12 protein-coding genes are annotated in these 16085 nt (G+C 65.1%); 5 read left to right on the top strand and 7 right to left on the bottom strand.

What is annotated here, in order from left to right:
• Nucleotides 1-36: 36 nt before the first annotated feature.
• The 4 genes from RH831_RS05870 to RH831_RS05855 all read left to right on the top strand — a co-directional run bounded on the left by RH831_RS05870 (nucleotide 37) and on the right by RH831_RS05855 (nucleotide 3885).
• A complete protein-coding gene (locus RH831_RS05870; protein ID WP_310553307.1) occupies nucleotides 37-1038 on the top strand; it encodes a restriction endonuclease in 1002 nt (333 codons plus the stop codon).
• Between the two features lie 137 nt (nucleotides 1039-1175).
• A complete protein-coding gene (locus RH831_RS05865; RefSeq protein WP_310553306.1) occupies nucleotides 1176-1754 on the top strand; it encodes a 50S ribosomal protein L15e in 579 nt (192 codons plus the stop codon).
• A 99-nt stretch (nucleotides 1755-1853) separates the two neighbouring features.
• Entirely contained in the window at nucleotides 1854-2951 is a 1098-nt protein-coding gene (locus RH831_RS05860) for a hypothetical protein (protein ID WP_310553305.1), read from the top strand.
• 43 nt (nucleotides 2952-2994) lie between these two features.
• Nucleotides 2995-3885: a hypothetical protein gene (locus RH831_RS05855; protein ID WP_310553304.1), complete on the top strand. Its 891-nt coding sequence runs from the start codon at nucleotides 2995-2997 to the stop codon at nucleotides 3883-3885.
• Between the two features lie 33 nt (nucleotides 3886-3918).
• Here RH831_RS05855 and RH831_RS05850 read toward each other — a convergent pair whose 3' ends face one another.
• The 4 genes from RH831_RS05850 to RH831_RS05835 are packed head-to-tail and all read right to left on the bottom strand — an operon-like array spanning nucleotide 3919 to nucleotide 10218.
• Complete coding sequence (locus tag RH831_RS05850; RefSeq protein ID WP_310553303.1) at nucleotides 3919-4584, bottom strand: molecular chaperone TorD family protein; 666 nt, start codon at nucleotides 4582-4584, stop codon at nucleotides 3919-3921.
• On the bottom strand, nucleotides 4581-7946 hold the full coding sequence (locus RH831_RS05845; protein WP_310553302.1) for a molybdopterin-dependent oxidoreductase: 3366 nt from the start codon (nucleotides 7944-7946) through the stop codon (nucleotides 4581-4583). Before RH831_RS05845 ends, RH831_RS05850 begins: the two co-directional genes overlap by 4 nt.
• Nucleotides 7943-9214: an NrfD/PsrC family molybdoenzyme membrane anchor subunit gene (gene nrfD, locus RH831_RS05840; RefSeq protein WP_310553301.1), complete on the bottom strand. Its 1272-nt coding sequence runs from the start codon at nucleotides 9212-9214 to the stop codon at nucleotides 7943-7945. Before nrfD ends, RH831_RS05845 begins: the two co-directional genes overlap by 4 nt.
• Nucleotides 9215-9216: 2 nt before the next feature.
• Nucleotides 9217-10218, bottom strand: coding sequence for a 4Fe-4S dicluster domain-containing protein (locus RH831_RS05835; protein ID WP_310553300.1), 1002 nt, complete (start codon nucleotides 10216-10218; stop codon nucleotides 9217-9219).
• Nucleotides 10219-10431: 213 nt separating this feature from the next.
• On the opposite strand from RH831_RS05835, the gene RH831_RS05830 reads away from it, so the two are divergent.
• Nucleotides 10432-12303 carry a bacterio-opsin activator domain-containing protein gene (locus RH831_RS05830; protein ID WP_310553299.1) on the top strand — a complete coding sequence of 624 codons (1872 nt, stop codon included), beginning with the start codon at nucleotides 10432-10434 and terminating at the stop codon, nucleotides 12301-12303.
• On the opposite strand, the gene psmB is transcribed toward RH831_RS05830, so the two are convergent.
• The 3 genes from psmB to RH831_RS05815 are packed head-to-tail and all read right to left on the bottom strand — an operon-like array spanning nucleotide 12300 to nucleotide 15953.
• Nucleotides 12300-12986 (bottom strand): archaeal proteasome endopeptidase complex subunit beta, encoded by a 687-nt coding sequence (gene psmB / locus RH831_RS05825; RefSeq protein ID WP_310553298.1) that lies wholly within the window; start codon nucleotides 12984-12986, stop codon nucleotides 12300-12302. The genes RH831_RS05830 and psmB overlap by 4 nt on opposite strands.
• Nucleotides 12983-13711 carry an archaeal proteasome endopeptidase complex subunit alpha gene (psmA, locus tag RH831_RS05820; RefSeq protein WP_310553297.1) on the bottom strand — a complete coding sequence of 243 codons (729 nt, stop codon included), beginning with the start codon at nucleotides 13709-13711 and terminating at the stop codon, nucleotides 12983-12985. Before psmA ends, psmB begins: the two co-directional genes overlap by 4 nt.
• A 55-nt stretch (nucleotides 13712-13766) precedes the next feature.
• The gene (locus RH831_RS05815; protein WP_310553296.1) at nucleotides 13767-15953 is read right to left on the bottom strand and encodes an elongation factor EF-2; all 2187 of its coding nucleotides are present in this window, start codon (nucleotides 15951-15953) and stop codon (nucleotides 13767-13769) included.
• Nucleotides 15954-16085 lie beyond the last annotated feature (132 nt).

The following is a 16085-nucleotide window of genomic DNA, read 5'->3' as shown; positions in this document are numbered from 1 at the left end:
GGATGGCAGCCTGTCCCCGGGAGGCGGTGACCTGAGATGGTCCAGGAGCTTTCGGGCCACGAGTTCGCACAGTTCCTCGCGACCATCTGGGAACGCCGGGACTGGCAAACCGAGATCACCGAGCGCGGCGAGCAGTTCCTGGTCGCGGGCGATCAGCCGGATGGGACTCGCGGTCTCATTCTGGTGTTCCCCGGTCAAGAGCCAGTCGACGCCGAGGCAGTCCGGGCCCTGGAAACCCTCCGGGAGCAGAAATCTCTCGACGTACCGGTCGCGGCGACCCAGGGCACGTTCACCGACGCGGCCCACCAGGTCGCCAGGGACAACGGCCTGCACCTGGTCGATCCGAGCGTCGTCGAGGAGACCGCCTCGGCCGAGGGCTTCGAGGACCTGCTCGCGGAGTACACCTCACAGAGTCTGTCGAGCCGGCTCCTCGGACTGCTCCCGGCCGTCGGCCGCCCGTCGCTTCCCACGGTCGATCTGCCGACCCCGAGTGTCGGCGGGAAACGACTCCTCGGCGTCGGGGCGCTCTTCCTGGTCGTCCTGCTGGTAGGTGGGCTCCTGACGGGTGTCCTCGGGGGGCTTCCGGGACCGGATCTCGGACTCGGTGGGGGCGGGTTCAGCGTGACCGCCGTCTCGTTTACCCAGGCCGAGAACGCCTCGGTCGGGGTTGAGTGGGACGCCAGAACCCAGGAGGCGGTCGTGGGCCCGAACGGGACCCGATTCGAGCCGGACAACGATACGGCGTTTCTCGTCGTCCAGTTCAACGCGACGAATCCGACCGAAACGACACAGGTCCTCCGGGAGCGGGACTTCGCAGTTGCAACCGGCGACAAGCGGTCCGGTCCGCAGTATCTCCAGGGGGCGGTCGGGCAGCCACCGGTCGTCCTCGATTCCGGTGAGACAGCCCGGGGGTACGTCGTCTTTGCCGTTCCAGCGGGGACCGAGTCGGCGACACTGCTCTCCCGGCCCGGCCCAGACGCGACGCCGATCACCTTCGAGCGGGATCGCTCGATCGAGTTTCAGGTCAGTCGCGGGTAGCCGGGGTTTCGAAGTCCTTTTGGGGGTACACGGCGGAGTGTCGATAACTCGCTGGACGGCGGGCACCAGTGGGCTCCCGAGACATCGGGACGGGATGTGACCCGAGAGGGTTGAACCACCAACGCCCGCGGGTAACCATGACACGAAGCGCCTACTCGTACATCAAGGAGGCCTGGCGGGACCCCGACGACGGGAAACTCGCCGAGCTACAGTGGCAGCGCAAACAGGACTGGCGATCGCAGGGCGCCATCGAGCGCATCGAGCGCCCGACCCGCCTCGACAAGGCCCGGGACCTGGGCTACAAGGCAAAGCAGGGGGTCGTCCTGGCACGCGTCAGCGTGCGCAAGGGCGGCGCTCGCAAGTCCCGGTTCACGGCCGGCCGGCGCTCGAAGCGCACCGGCGTCAACCGACTGGGTCGCAAGAAGAACCTCAAGCGCATCGCCGAGGAGCGGGCGACGCGGAAGTTCATCAACCTGCGAGTCCTCAACTCCTACTGGGTCGGCGAGGACGGCAGCCAGAAGTGGTTCGAAGTGATCCTCCTGGATCCGAACCACCCCGCAATCGAGAACGACGACGACCTGAACTGGATCTGTGACGACGCCCACAAAAACCGCGCCATGCGCGGGCTGACCACGGCCGGTGACCGGGGCCGCGGCATGCTCAAGCGCGGGACGGGCTCCGAGCACACCCGCCCGAGCGTGGGCTCCCGGGACTAACTTCGGGTTCCGTTTTCTCGGTTCACAGCGTCGAACAGCGGCGGCTCGAAACGTGCCCCTACGTGGACGTTTATCACAGACTAGTTCGTATATTAACATATGACAGATGCAGACGAACCACTCGCGGACGTCACCCCGGACGATCTCGTGTCCCGCATTCGATCGGCAGGGGTGGCCGGCGCCGGTGGGGCCGGCTTTCCCGCCTACGCGAAGTGGGAACGATTCGACGACGTGGACGCGGTCATGATCAACCACCAGGAGAGCGAGCCGAACTTCCTCAAAGACAGGCATCTCGGCCGGGAGCACGCCGACGAACTCGCCGCGTTGATCGGCTGGCTGCTCGAAACGGGGATCTCGACAGTCGTCATCGGGACCAAAGAAGCCTACCGGGGGGTCTGGCTGGGGGCTCTCGAAGAACAACTCGACGCCGCCGTGCTGACACCGGACGAACTTCCCATCGACGTCGATACGGCCCCGTCTGTCGTCATCGCCTGCACGCCGGATCGGTACGAGTACGGGATGGAGAGTGTCCTCCTGCGGGAAGTCGCGGGGGTCACCATCGGCTCGGACCTGCCCCTGGATCACGGCTGGCTCGTCCAGAACACCGAGTCGATGTACAACGTGTACCGGGCCCTCGCAGCACAACGACCCGTGACGCGCAAACTGGTCCACGTGGATGGTGACACCCCGCGGCACCGGTTTCTCGACGTGCCGATCGGGACGCCGGCGACCGAACTGCTGGCCCAGGCGGGCCGGCCAGGCGGCCCCGGCGAGAGCGAAATCCTCGCGGACGGGGGGCCGGGCTGGAGCTTCGAGATCGAGGACCGCCCGGCGGATTTCGGCGTCCGCAAGCGGACGAACTGCCTGCTAATCGTCGACGAGAGCCTGGCCGCGGAGAACACGCTGGGCGGCGGCCGGATCAACATTCTCGGCCCCCAGGCCTGGAAGAGTCGTACCTTCGAGACCGAGCCGGAGCGGATCGAGCCCGACACCGTCCGGATTCCCCTGCTCACGAACGAACGCCTCGAGGGCCTGGTCACGCGGAGTCGGCCTGTCGTGGTCCCTGGCGAGCGGGTCGAGCAGGGGGACCTGATCGCCGAGCCGGCCCCGGAGGGCATCAGCAACCCACAGCACGCCTCGATCGACGGGGAAGTTGCGGCGATCACCCGGGACCACGTGACCATCGAGCGGGTCTGACACATCCACGCACCTTTGAGGCCGGCCGGCCAACCCGCCAGTAATGGCCGCCGATCCACTTGCCGTGGTCGCGTTCACCGTCCTGCCCCTCACGGTGCTCGCGGGCGGGTTCGTCCTGACAATCTGGGGCGCGATCGTCCGGGAACGGCGGTTCCTGATCGCCTCGCTTTTGTTTGGGCTCATGGGCGCCCACCAGGCGACGGAGGTCTGGCTGCTGCTCACCGGGGCGGACCCGCTCGGGAACGTCCTGGGCGAGGTCTTCGAGACGAGTGTGAACCTGCTCGCGGTGCTCGCGGTGGGGGTCCTGGGGCGGCGGCTCCAGGTCGAACGACGCAAGCGAGAGCGACAGGCCGTCGTGACCCGTGAACTGGGCGCGGGCCCGATTCCGGGCGCGACGGACCGAGATACCGACACGACACACGGCGCCCTGCTGCGGCCGGCGACGTTCCACCTGCCGGTAGTCGGTCGCCTCGCATCCTGGGCTTTTGTTAGCCTGCCACTAGGCACGACAGCGACGCTCTCCAGAGTCATCGAGACGGCCGCGCGGAATCTGCAAGTGACCTATCCGGCGATGAAAGTCGACCGGGAGGCGGTCCCCGAACTGACCGTGTTTGCGGAGGCGACGACCCTCGTGGACATCATCGAGACGATTCTGAAACAACTCGTCCTGTACAACGATTCGAGCGACCCCGAGATTCGGATTCAGGTTGCGACCGAGGGGCCACGGGCGATCGTCGAGATTAGCGACAACGGGCCGGCGCTCCCGGCAGCGGTCAGCGAGCAGTTGACCGGGCGGGCGACCGAGGCTGAGCGGCCGGACCTCGAACTCGGCCCGGTCCACGCGTTGCTCGAACAGTGGGGCGGCTCCATCGACGTCACGGACTCGACCGTGGAACTCACGCTGCTCCGTCCCTATCCACGGGACAGAAAGTAGCGCGGCGACGCGCGCTGTCTAGCCCCGAGCGCCTCAGTATTCTGTCGCGTCGAACTGTTCACGATCCCAGGCGACGAAGGCGTTCGCGAACGAGCAGACTGCCGCGTACACCCCTTCAGCGTCGTCGACCGAGCCAACCGCCTCGGAGAAGTCCGCGAGCCACGCGAGGTGTTCGATCATCTCCCCCTGAACCGCGAGCAGTTCCTCGCTCGCCTGGGGGTCGCCGGTAGCCTGCCGCGCAGCGAGGCGGGCCATGAACTCGAACTCCGCGGCGACGTGATCCGGGATCCCCTCACCGCGTTCTGGGGTGAAGTTCGCGCGGTCGTAGAGCGTGGCGACTGACTCGGCCGGATCGCCGAAGAGTTCCCCGGCGGTCCCGACCTCGTGGTACGCCGCGTCCGAGTCGTAGGCCTCACTCGGCTCCGTCGCGTGGCCCGAGGCGAAGGGCGGCACATAGTAGGGACCCGGCACGACAAAGAGGTTATCGTAGCCGACCTGGAGGGCGTCCTGGTCGAGGTCTGTCCGCGTCAGCGCCGCCGTGTCAGGGGCCCCCGGCAGGACCGCGGCGAAATCCCCGAAGACCCCGGTCTCCAGGGCCTCCGCAAGCGCCTCGGTGTCCCCGTCGAAGGCCCGTGAGAGCAGATCGTAGAGATCCGCGCGGGCCCGAGCGAACTCGGTGGCGACAGTCGCCTCGCTCATTGCTCACGCCGGGTGATCTCCACGTGGGTGTCATATTGTGACTGTGCGCCACCGATCGGGTCAGACGGTCCAACGTCGCCGGTTGTCGTGTCGACCGGCGCGAGGTGGTTGACAGCGAAGCCGGCGTCCCGTCCCTTCGCGTACCCGGCCTCCTCCTTCATCGGCGTGTCGAACTCGTAAGGGGAGTGGCCATAGCGGTCGTTGGCCGGGGCAATCGCTTCGTCGTCGACGGTTCGTTCCATTGCGCCGTCGCCGTGTCGACCCCAGCCCCACATGGTGCCGACGACGCCTGGCCGGATGCCCTCCGTGACCATCGCGATTCCCTCGACTGTCTTCCGTCCGGCGTCGATTTCGATTGCATCGCCGTTCTCGATGCCCCGGGGGTCGGCGTCGTCGGGGTTTATCCAGACCGGATTTTCGGGGCGTGTCTCCCGGAGCCAGGGGGCGTTCTGGGTCCGTGTCATCCCCTGGGTTCGTGGTTTCCAGTTGATGAGATGAAGCGGACGCTCTGGCTCGGTGTCACTCGTGACTGGCGTGAGGACGTCGCCGTTGAAGTGTGTCACGTCGGTAACCTTCGGGAGCGGGTCGAAGTGGGTCCCGTCGTAGGCGTCTTTCCCCACGGGCATGATCTCGTTGAAGAAGGTCACCTCGCCGTCGAGGCGGTACCGCATCTTGTCCCCCACGTAGGCGTTCGAGGGGTCGTACCGCTCGGCATAATCGTAATCGAAGCCGTGCTTCTCGAAGGCCTCGGCGTAGTTCGGGATCGGCTCCTCGAAGCGGCCACCACGGTTGAGAACGGTGACGACCTTCCGCCACTCCTCGGGTTTGACCTTCCCCTTCCACTCCTCGTAATCGAAGAACTCGCCGAGGCCCGTCTCGTGGGCCTCCCGGAAGGCCTGTAGTTCGTCGTCGGCGGCGTCCGGCACGGGACTTTCCTCGTAGGGGAAACTCTCGCGGTCCAGTCCCGGCGGGAGTGAGTTGCTCTGCTCGAGGGCGGCGCGATCCGGATCGAGTGTCTTGGTCTGGAAGGCCAGGTTCGCGGTCATCTTGAGGTAGAAGTCCTCCGGATCGTGAAGTGGCCAGGTGTCCCCGTTCTGGTCGATGATCGCGTCCTCGCCGACACCTGGCATGGATTCGCCAGTCGTCGTCTCCAACTCCTTCAGCAGGTCGATGAGGACCTGCTCGGAGAGCTTCGTGTCGGGCAACACCCTCACGGCCGGGTGGCTGATCTTGTCGTCCGCCAGGCGCTTGTTCGGGTAGGTGCCGAAGTTCTCCCACCGCTCCAGGTAGGTCGGCTCGGGGAGGATGTAATCGGCGTTCTCGCTCATCTCGCCGATGACGGTGTCGAAGGCCACCAGGAGTTCGATGGCGTCCTCGTCCCGCAACGCGTCGGTAATGTTGTCCCCACCAGCCGCCGCCATGACGTGGTTCTCGGAGTAGGTCCGCAGGAACAGCGCGTTGATGGAGTAGGGATACTCGTCCTGGGCGCTGTGGTAGATCTCCTGAACCTGATGCTGGGGGGCGAGGCGGAACCAGGGACGTTCCGCGGGGTAGGGATCACCGTCCTCGTCCGGGAACAGTCGGGTGCCCTCGAAGTCCTCGGCGTTGTGGAGCGCCCGGGTGATCGGCAGCCCCCAGGGCGTGCGGCCATCCGGGACGTTCCCCAGCTGATAGCGGCCGCCCATGGTGCCATAGCTCGCGTACGGCGTGATCTGGCCGCCTTTCCAGTCAAAGTTGCCGATGAGGTGCTGCAGCGTCGCGATGGCCCGGGTGTTGTAGAAGCCGTTCGTGTGCATCGACGGCCCGCGATACTGCATGATCGCGGCCCGCTTGCCGTGGCTCGTGAACTCGTCGGCGATGGTCTCGATCTGGGATGCCGGGACCCCGGCCATCTCGGCGTACTCCTCGAGGCTGTGTTCGAAGACCCGCTCCCGGTAGAGCGTGAAGACACTCTTGACCGACGTTCCCTCGATGGTCGTATCGACCGCCAGTGTGCCCGTCTCGGCCTCGCCAGCCGGGACAGCCTCGCCGGTCTTCGCGTCCAGGACGGCTCGATCGCCCTCGACGCCCAGCGCCTCGGCCGCTTTGGTCTTTGCCTTCGGAGTGGTGGTCGGATCGCCGTCGGTGATCACGAGGTGGGTGGCGTCGCTGAAGGTGGTCTCGCCGTCCGCTCCCGCGGGGCCGTCGGCGGGATTGGTCAGATAGTCCTCGTCGTACCGCTCGTGTTCGAGGATCCACCGGACCATCCCCATCGCCAGCGCGCCGTCAGCCCCCGGCTTGACCGGGACCCAGGTGTCTGCCTTCTCTGCGGTCTTGGACATCCGGGGATCGACCACGTCCATGCGCATGCCGGATTCGATCGCGTTCGTGAGTTTCGGGGCCAGCCAGGTCGGGCCCTTGTTCGAGACCATCGGGTTGGTGCCCCAGACCAGCAGGTACTCCGTGTTCTCGATGTCCGGGTACTGGCGCTTTTTCGTGTTCGCGTGTGACCTGACGTTCCCGAGGACAGAGGAGAAGCCACAGACGCCGGCGTGATGGTGGCTGTTGATCGTCCCCAACGAGCCCTGGAACATCCGCGCCCGGATCAAGAACCGTCGGAACCCACCGACGTCGACGATCTGGTTGGCCGTAGGTCCGAGTTCCGGGATGTCCGTATCGATCAGTTTGTCCTCGTACTTGGCCTCGAATTCGGCGTCGCTGAGCTGTTCCCTGTCGGCCATGACCTGCTCCTCGGGGACGTAGTCCCACATCTCAGCGAGGCCGCGATGGCCGAGGTCCTCGTCGCCGTGGACGATCTCCTGGATCGCCTGGTCCCACGAGATGGTCTTCCAGGTGTCACTACCCCGTTCGCCGACGCGTTTCATCGGCTTCCGGACCCGATAGGAATCGAAGGCCGTCTGGATGCCAGCCTGTCCCTTCAGGCACATCCGACCCGCGTTGAGCGACCAGCGGTCCGTCGAGACGTCGCCGGTCCCCGCCAGGTCGCCGGTGGCGACGGAGGTGAAGTCGCTGTCGTAGGGCACCTGCGCGAAGGGCTGGGTGTTCAAAAACGAGTAGGGGTTGCCAGCGAGCTTTCGGACCAGCGAGGTGTAGGTGGAGTTCGTGGCTCCGCCGTCGTCCAGTCGGACCTTGATCGGGCAGAACGTATTGCACTGCCCACAGGTCGTGTGGATGACGTCACTCGCGTCGTACTCGTCGTAGTCGGTACCCACGTAGTGCTGGGTCTCGTCCTCGAACAGCGACGAGAAGTCCAGTTCGCCGGCCGCGCCACCGGCGGACAGCGCGGTGAAGCCGCCAGCCGCCTTCACGAATTCGCGCCGTGACACGTTCGGTTCGTCATCGGGTCGGTCGTCTGTGCTCATGAGTTATCCTCCTCAGTTAGCGGGGTCAACGGCAGTACTTCAGCGCCGAGCGTATAGATCAGGAGCCCGACGGCGACGATTCCGAAGCTCGTGGCCCACTCGGTGAGCGACGGCAGATAATCACCGGCTGGGAGTCCCTCCATGACCGGGTTCACCAGCGGTGGGACGACGATGTTGAACCGGACACCGACGATCCCGATGACGACCGAGAGTCCGGCGATCACCATCAACATCGGCCGGCGCCGCCAGGACCGACGGCTCGTCAGGATGAGGGGTACCACCCACCCCAGTCCGACCATCACGATCCAGAACGACCAGGCCATCTTGCCCAGGGCGATCGTGAGCCACGCGCTCAAGTGCGCGCCTTCAAGCGACATCACGCCGATCAGGGCCTCGATTGCGGTGAAGGCCGCATCGATCAGCACGAAGCCGAGCAACAACTGACCAAGCCGGTCGAGGAGGTCCAAATCGACCGGTTTTCCCTCGAAGAGCTTCCGGCGCAACACATAGACGGCCATGACCAGTGCGGTCCCGGAGAGCAGGGCCGAAACGACGAAGATGACCGGGAAGAGGCCACTGTTCCAGTAGGCCCGGGCTTTCACGCCGGCGAAGAGGATCCCCGTCCCGCCGTGGACGAAGAAGATGGCCAGGGGAATCCCGAGGATGCCGATGCGTTTGAGCCACGAGCGGTCGGTCTGGATGGCACTCTCACTCAGGCTGGTGCGGCCCAGCGTGAGCAGTCCGGCGATTCGTCCCCGCAGTCCGGACGCGTGATTCGAGACCCGGACCAGATCAGCCCGCATCGAGAAGTACAGTTCGGCAGTCAACACGCCGATGTAGGCCACGTAGGCGTGCACTTCCCAGGACAGTGCCGAGGTGAGCTGTCGCCAGATGAAGGGGAAGTACATCCGCTCCATCCGGCCGAGGTCGATCCAGACGAACAACATCGCGACGACCATGGCGATGATCGCCGCGAACAGCGCGTCGCGATCGATCTTCTCCATCCCCTCCATCTCGAAGACGTTCGCGAGGGTGCTCACGAGGAAGGCGCCCGCCGAGAGCCCGATGAAGTAGATGTAGAATGCCACCCAGGCCCCCCACGGGGTGATCGAGGTGAGATTCGTGGTCGCCATGCCCCCGACGATGCGCTGGTAGGTCGCGTATGCACCGACCAGGAGCGTGAGGACCAGCAGGCCGTACCACGCGATCCGGATGCGGTTGTCTTCGAAACCCGGATTGAAGTTCGGAAGAGAGCTTGCAGTCGCCATTGTCACTTGAGGTAGTACACGTTCGGGTCGTTGCCCGTGTGCTCTTTCAGCTGTGTTGCCCGGGTGGAATCAGCCATCCGGGAGACCTCGCTGTCCGGATCGTTCAGGTCCCCGAAGTTCCGGGCGTCGCCGATGCATGTCTCCACGCAGGCGGGTTCCTCGCCCCGCCCCAGCCGGTGATAGCAGAAGCTACACTTCCGGGCGTTGGCCATCGGCGATTCGCCCTCCTCGCGGGGCCCTCGATCGACGCCGTACTCCGGACTGGTCACTTCACCGGCCCCCATGACTTCGTCGTCGTAACTCCCGCCGAAGTCGAGGTATCGGGCCCCATACGGGCACGCGATCATACAGTACCGACAGCCGATACAGCGATCGTAATCGATGTTGACGATCCCGTTCTCCATCTTGTATGTCGCGCTGACCGGGCAGACCTGGACACAGGAGGGCTTCTCACACTGCATGCAGGGGCGGGGGATGTTCGTCCGGGTCGTGTTGGGGAACTCCCCGTGCTCCTCCTCCATGACGACGTTGTAGGTGACCCCGGGCGGTGTGCGGTTCTCCGCCTTGCAGGCGACCGTACACGAGTCACAGCCGACACACTTCTGCAGGTCGATCACCATGCCCCACCGAACGTCCCCGTTTTCCGGAGTCTCGATCTGTTCAGCGACGGCGTCCATCGAGTCCACCGAACAGGAGAGCTGGGCAGCCGCCGGCTCGTCGATGGTCTGGCAACTCCCACCCTTGTCCACGGCCGGGTTCGGGGTCTCAGTATACTCCGCCCCGAACACGGCTCTGGCCTGCTCGTCGTACGCCGCCCAGAAGGACTCGCTCGAAAGTGACCCCCTGGAGACTCGCTTGGCGTCCTCGGCCATGGCCAGGCCAAGCTCCGTCGAGTACTCGACCTCGGCCAGCGTCTCCTCGGGATCCGCCCGCTCGGCCTCTACCATCTCGTCCATCCGGGCCCGATCCAGGTCGGGTACCCCCGGAGCGCCGTCGACGCTCATCGCGACCCTCCCGGCGGTCGCGTGTCGGTTCGACGTGGGTCAGTCAGTGAGTGCATACAGAGTAATCATCGGGATCCAGGCCCCTGAGCGGTCGACCAATATAGATAGGTTCAGCGTGAGGGGTTTCGCTGCCTTAAAAAGAACGGGCCAATAGATATTGGACCGGAGTCGACGCGCCTATACTCTCGGCGGCTCAAGTCGCGTGCAGTACACGTGTTCCCGCTTGACGGCCTCGTCATCCTGACCTCGATCGGACTCCGGCTTATCGGACTGGGGTACTCGGTCTACCTGTTGTATCAGGTCGAGGACCGACGGTTCGGGTTCTTCACGTTAATGTTGGGCCTGATGGCATCAAGACAGATCTTGAGCTACCAGACCGGAACCTCCGGCATCGACGAACTGCCCGGGCTGGTCGTCAGCGTGCTCGCCGTGCTGACTGTCTACTACCTCTCGGAGTACGTCGAACAGGAGCAAGCGATCAGGGAGACGATCCAGGCGACCAACGACCGCCTCCGGACCTTCGAGAAGGCCATCGAACACGCGGGCCACGCGATTTTCATCACTGAACCCGACGGCACGATCACTTACGCGAACCGCGCCGTCGAGTCGGTCACCGGATACACGCGGGGTGAGGTCATCGGGCGTGACCCCTCGATGTGGAAGTCGGGATACCACGATCCAGCCTTCTACCGGGGGATGTGGGAGACGATCGAGGCGGGTTCGATCTGGGAGGGGCAGATCGTCAACGAGCGAAAATCCGGCGAGGAGGTCTGGGTCGATATGACGATCGCACCCATCGTCGGTGACTCGGGGGCCGTGGAGAAATACGTGGCCGTCGACACCGACATCACCGACCGGCGGGAACGCAAGGAGCAGATTACCGAGCAGAAAGAGCGCCTGGCGACGCTGAACCGGACGAACGAGGTCCTCAGGGACATCAATCGCGAACTGGTAGAGGCCGATAGCCGGGCGGACATCGAGACCGCCGTCGTCGAGCAGTTCGCCAACTCGGACCAGTACGCCTTCGCCTGTCTCTCCGATCAGGCCGTCGACGCCGAGATCCTCCGTCCCCGGACAAAAGCCGGAATCGACGACACTGACATGGAGGACCTCATCGCGGCCATCAACGACCTCGAGGGCTCGGACCCGCTTCGGACGGCGGCCCGGACCGGAACCGTCCAGATCAGCACCTGTGCGGACCCCGAGGCCGACTGGTGTGACCCGTGGCTCGATCGGGGATACCGGGCGACCGTCGCCATCCCGCTCACCTACGGCGACCGCCAGTACGGCGTGCTCTGTATCGGGACCGAGGCGGGTGACGCTTTCGAGGACATCGAAACGGCCGTCTTCGCCGAACTGGGCGAGACGATCGGGTACGCGATCAACGCCGTCGAGAGCAAGGAGGCACTCCTGACGGACAGTGTAACCGAGATCGAGTTCCAGGTGACCGACCCATCGTACTTCCCGGTAGCCCTGACAGCGGACGGGGGATCGATGGAACTCACCTGGATGACCCCCGGAACGGGCGACACGCTCGTCCAGTACTTCACGGTCACGGGACTCCAACCCGAATCGATACGGGAATACGTAGCCGGGACCCCCAGCCTGGAAACCGTCGACATCCTCACCGAGGACGATGCCGAGCTACAGGTTCGCTTCGAGGTACAGGAGTCCACCCTCGCACGACCGATCGGTGAGGCGGGGGGCGACCTCCGACACATCGAGGCCGCCGACGGTCGCGCCCGGTTGACAGTCCACCTCTCGCCGAACGCGAACGTCCGGGCCGTGATCGAGGGGCTCCAGACCGATCATCCGTCGATCGAACTCCGGGCCCGACGCGAGACCGAGCGTCCGACGCCAACCGCCGAGGAAGTCCGGACGACCATCGAAGAGTCACTGACCGATCGACAGCGGGAGGCGTTGCATACGGCTTTCATCGCTGGGTTCTTCGACTGGCCCCGGGAGAACTCCGGCGAGGAGATCGCCGAGACGATGGCGATCTCCCAATCAACCTTCCTCCAGCATCTGCGAACGGCCCAGAAGAAAGTGTTTGCAGTCCTCTTGCGGGACGAACCGGTCCGTTAGGCCCCACCGAGGACGTCGTCGATATCCTCGTGTTCGTGGATCTCCACGCCCTCGGTCGTGACCTCGGCGATGGTGATACCGTTGCCGCTGGCCGTATCCCGCTCGCTCGCGCTCTGGACGGCACGGGCCGCGATCTCGATTCCTTCCTCGTGGGAGAGATCTTCGCGGTACTCCTGTTCGAGCACACCCATCGCGAACTGCATGCCGCTGCCGGTCACGACGTACTCGTCCTCGCTGAGCCCCCCAGCCGGGTCGATACTGTAGACGTGTGGCCCGGTGTCATCCACGCCACCGAGGATGGGGTTGATCATGAAGAAGGGCCCACCACGGAGGAAATTCGAGGCGAGGGTTGCCAGGGCGTCGATCTTCATCGGCTTGTCCCGGCGTGCCTCATAGAGGTTCGCCTCGGCGCGGATCGAGCGGATGAACGACTGGGCGCCCCCAACGGAGCCGACCATGGTCAGCGCCGCAGTGTCGTGTACCTGCTCGACTTTGGTCACGTTCTTGTTCGAGACGACCCGGCCGCCGAGACTTGCCCGCCGATCGGTCGCGATCACGACCGAATCAGCGGTAGTGACGCCGATCGAGGTGGTCCCGGTCTCGGTGTGTTTGGTGTCCGCACCGGCCGACTCCCACTCGGGCAGCGACCCCAGTTCGGGCTCGTAGGGGTCCTCGACGTTCATTCTTCCTCCGCCACGGCCTCCAGGTGATCGGCGATCTCCGCCTCCGCGAGGCGACGGTAGGCCTCCGTCTCCGTCTCGATAGCGGCCAGGGCCAGTTCACCGGCCGAAAGCGGTTCGTCCCGGATGTGGGAGAGTGCGCCCAGGGCCAGTTCGATCCCCTCATCCAGGGTGAGCTCGGCCGTCCAGTGCTCTTCCAGATAGTCCTGGATGTCCGAGCGATCCGCGCCGATGGCGACGGCTTTCCACTCGTTCGGCGTGCCACTGGGATCGGTCTCGAAGAGGTGGGGTTCCCCGTCGGAGACCCCACCGATCAGCAGAGCGGCCCCGAACGGGCGCACGCCGCCCATCTGGGTGTACTGCTGGATGTTGTCGGTCACGGCTTTGGTGAGGACCTCGACGCCGACTGGCTCCTCGTAGCGCAGTTCCTCGACCTGCGCACGGCGACGGGCGAAGTCGATCAGTCGGCGTGCGTCGGCCACGTGACCGGCGCTGGCGATGCCGACGTGATCGGCGACCTTGTGAAGCTTCTCGATGGAATCGGGCTCCATGAGCTCCGAACGCGAGCGTTTGTCCACCGCGAGGACGACGCCCTCCTCGGTTCGAACGCCGACAGAGGGAGTGCCTCGTTTGACCGCTTCACGTGCGTACTCGACCTGGTAGAGCCGTCCGTCCGGGGAGAAGATGGTGATCCCACGGTCGTAGGCCTGCTGCTGTTGACCCTGCATGTTCGTTCGCCCGGGTGTTACCGCGGAGCGGGTAAAGGCCTGCCGGACCCGGAGCCTAGAAGTAGTTGATGCTCTCGGGCAGTTCGGTCTTCATGCCCTTGCGCTCGCGGATCTCGGTGATCTTCTCGGGCTGGAGGTTATCGACCAGTACCCGGAAGCCGGCGTTCTCGGTGTTCCAGGAGGCACGGCCCTCGGTGGCCGAGCGAATGTCCGAGGAGAAGCCGATCATCTCCTCGACCGGGGCGATGCCCTCGACGACCATCAGGTCGCCTTCCTGGTACATGTCATCAACGCGTCCCCGACGACCCTGAATCTCGCCGGAGGCCGCGCCCATGTGCTCGGAGGGGACGTCGATCCGGACGTCCTGGATCGGTTCGAGCAGGCGGATCTCGGCGTCGATGAGCGCCCGGTGGACGGCCTCGCGCATGGCCGGAATGACCTGGGCGGGACCACGGTGAATGGCGTCCTCGTGGAGCCGCGCGTCGTGGAGTCGGATCAGCGCGCCCTCGACGGGTTCGGCCGCGAGCGGGCCGTCTTCGAGGGCCTCCTCCAGGCCCTCGATGATGAGCTCCATCGTCTCGTTGAGATGCTGGATCCCCTTCGTGTCGTCGATGAAGACGTTGGTGCCGACGATGTCCTCGACGTTCTGGGAGGTGTCCTTCTCCATGCCCGCCTCCTGCAGGGCCTCACGGCGCTCCTGTTCGGGCATGTCCATCGAGGCCTCGCCGAGCTTGATCGTGTCGATCAGCTCGTCGCTGAGGGGCTCGACCGTGACGTAAAACCGGTTGTGACGGTTCGGCGAGATGCCCTGGACCTCTTCGGACTCCTGGGTCGGGGCCTCGCGGTAGACGACGATCGGTTCGCCCGTGCGAACCGGAATCCCCTGGTTGCGCTCGATGCGCTGGGTGATGACCTCCAGGTGGAGTTCACCCTGCCCGGAGATCAGGTGCTCGCCGGTGTCCTCGTTGATCTCGACCCCGATGGTCGGGTCCTCCTTGGAGACCTGCTGCAGGACCTTGATCAGCTTCGGGAGGTCGTCCATCTTCTGGGCCTCGATGGACTTCGTGATGACCGGCTCGGAGATGTGCTCGATGGACTCGAACGGCGTCATCTCCACCGAGGAGACCGTCGACCCGGCGATAGCGTCCTTCAGGCCGGTGACCGAAGCGACGTTCCCGGCCGGGACTGCCTCGACTTCCTCGCGTTCGCCGCCCATGAAGACCCCGACGGACTGGAGCCGGTTCTTGCCGGCCGTCCCGGAGACGTACAGTTCCTGACCCTCACGGAGCGTCCCGGAGAAGACCCGCCCCGTGGCGATCTCGCCCGCGTGGGGGTCCATCGAGATGTCCGTGACCATGAAGACGACCTCGCCGTCCTTGTTGACCATCTGCATGTCCTTGGCCAGCTGGGTGGTGTCGTCTCCACGCCAGACAGTTGGAATCCGGTCGGGCTGAGCGTCGACCGGATTGGGGAAGTGCTCGGCGACCATGTCGAGCACGACGTCGGAAAGCGGGGACTGTTTGTGGAGCTCCGTGCGCTTGTCGTTGCGTTCCATCTCGATGACGTCCCCGAAGTCGATGCCCGTCTCGGCCATCGACGGCGCGCTGATCGCCCAGTTGTAAAGCGCCGAGCCGAAGGCCACGGTGCCGTCCTGGACGCTGACCTTCCAGTTGTCCTCCTCGTAGCGTTCCTCGGCCATCCCGCGAATGAGCTCGTTGACGTCCCGGATGACCTCCTGCAGGCGCTCCTGCATCTCCTCGGGCCCCTCCTGGAGCTCGTTGATCAGGCGGTCGACCTTGTTGATGAAGAGTGCCGGCTTGACGTTCTCCCGCAGGGCCTGGCGGACGACCGTCTCGGTCTGGGGCATGGTGCCCTCGACCGCGTCGACGACCACGAGCGCCCCGTCGACCGCGCGCATGGCACGGGTGACGTCGCCCCCGAAGTCGACGTGGCCCGGCGTGTCGATGAGGTTGATCAGGTAGTCCTTGTCCTGGTAGTTGTGTGTCATCGACACGTTCGCCGCGTCGATGGTGATGCCACGCTCCTGCTCGTCCTCCTCGGTGTCCATGGCGAGTTGTTCGCCGGCCAGGTCCTCGGAGATCATCCCGGCCCCGGCGAGGAGGTTGTCAGTCAGCGTGGTCTTTCCGTGGTCGATGTGAGCGGCAATGGCGATGTTCCGGATCTGCTCCGGCTGGTCCATGAGCCGCTCACACTGTTCGACGATTTTCTTGCGTCGGCCCATTATTAATCCGTAGTATCAAGAGCAGGTTCAAAAGGGTAGTGTTTCCGATTGCGTGGCGATTCCCGCACAGATGGCATTGTGAGCCACTCACAAAGCAGAACAGAACACAGCGCTGCCGCTCTGCAGCCGGGA

Source organism: Halodesulfurarchaeum sp. HSR-GB (assembly GCF_031432215.1).
Classification (GTDB): Archaea; Halobacteriota; Halobacteria; order Halobacteriales; family Halobacteriaceae; genus Halodesulfurarchaeum.
This window is presented reverse-complemented; position numbering and strand designations above follow the sequence as displayed.

What these genes read in the sequence shown, in the direction of transcription:
- RH831_RS05870 (WP_310553307.1), top strand. Translation starts at nt 37, where the DNA reads ATGGTCCAGGAGCTTTCGGGCCACGAGTTCGCACAGTTCCTCGCGACC.
- RH831_RS05865 (WP_310553306.1), top strand. Translation starts at nt 1,176, where the DNA reads ATGACACGAAGCGCCTACTCGTACATCAAGGAGGCCTGGCGGGACCCC.
- RH831_RS05860 (WP_310553305.1), top strand. Translation starts at nt 1,854, where the DNA reads ATGACAGATGCAGACGAACCACTCGCGGACGTCACCCCGGACGATCTC.
- RH831_RS05855 (WP_310553304.1), top strand. Translation starts at nt 2,995, where the DNA reads ATGGCCGCCGATCCACTTGCCGTGGTCGCGTTCACCGTCCTGCCCCTC.
- RH831_RS05850 (WP_310553303.1), bottom strand. Translation starts at nt 4,584, where the DNA reads ATGAGCGAGGCGACTGTCGCCACCGAGTTCGCTCGGGCCCGCGCGGAT.
- RH831_RS05845 (WP_310553302.1), bottom strand. Translation starts at nt 7,946, where the DNA reads ATGAGCACAGACGACCGACCCGATGACGAACCGAACGTGTCACGGCGC.
- nrfD (WP_310553301.1), bottom strand. Translation starts at nt 9,214, where the DNA reads ATGGCGACTGCAAGCTCTCTTCCGAACTTCAATCCGGGTTTCGAAGAC.
- RH831_RS05835 (WP_310553300.1), bottom strand. Translation starts at nt 10,218, where the DNA reads ATGAGCGTCGACGGCGCTCCGGGGGTACCCGACCTGGATCGGGCCCGG.
- psmB (WP_310553298.1), bottom strand. Translation starts at nt 12,986, where the DNA reads ATGAACGTCGAGGACCCCTACGAGCCCGAACTGGGGTCGCTGCCCGAG.
- psmA (WP_310553297.1), bottom strand. Translation starts at nt 13,711, where the DNA reads ATGCAGGGTCAACAGCAGCAGGCCTACGACCGTGGGATCACCATCTTC.
- RH831_RS05815 (WP_310553296.1), bottom strand. Translation starts at nt 15,953, where the DNA reads ATGGGCCGACGCAAGAAAATCGTCGAACAGTGTGAGCGGCTCATGGAC.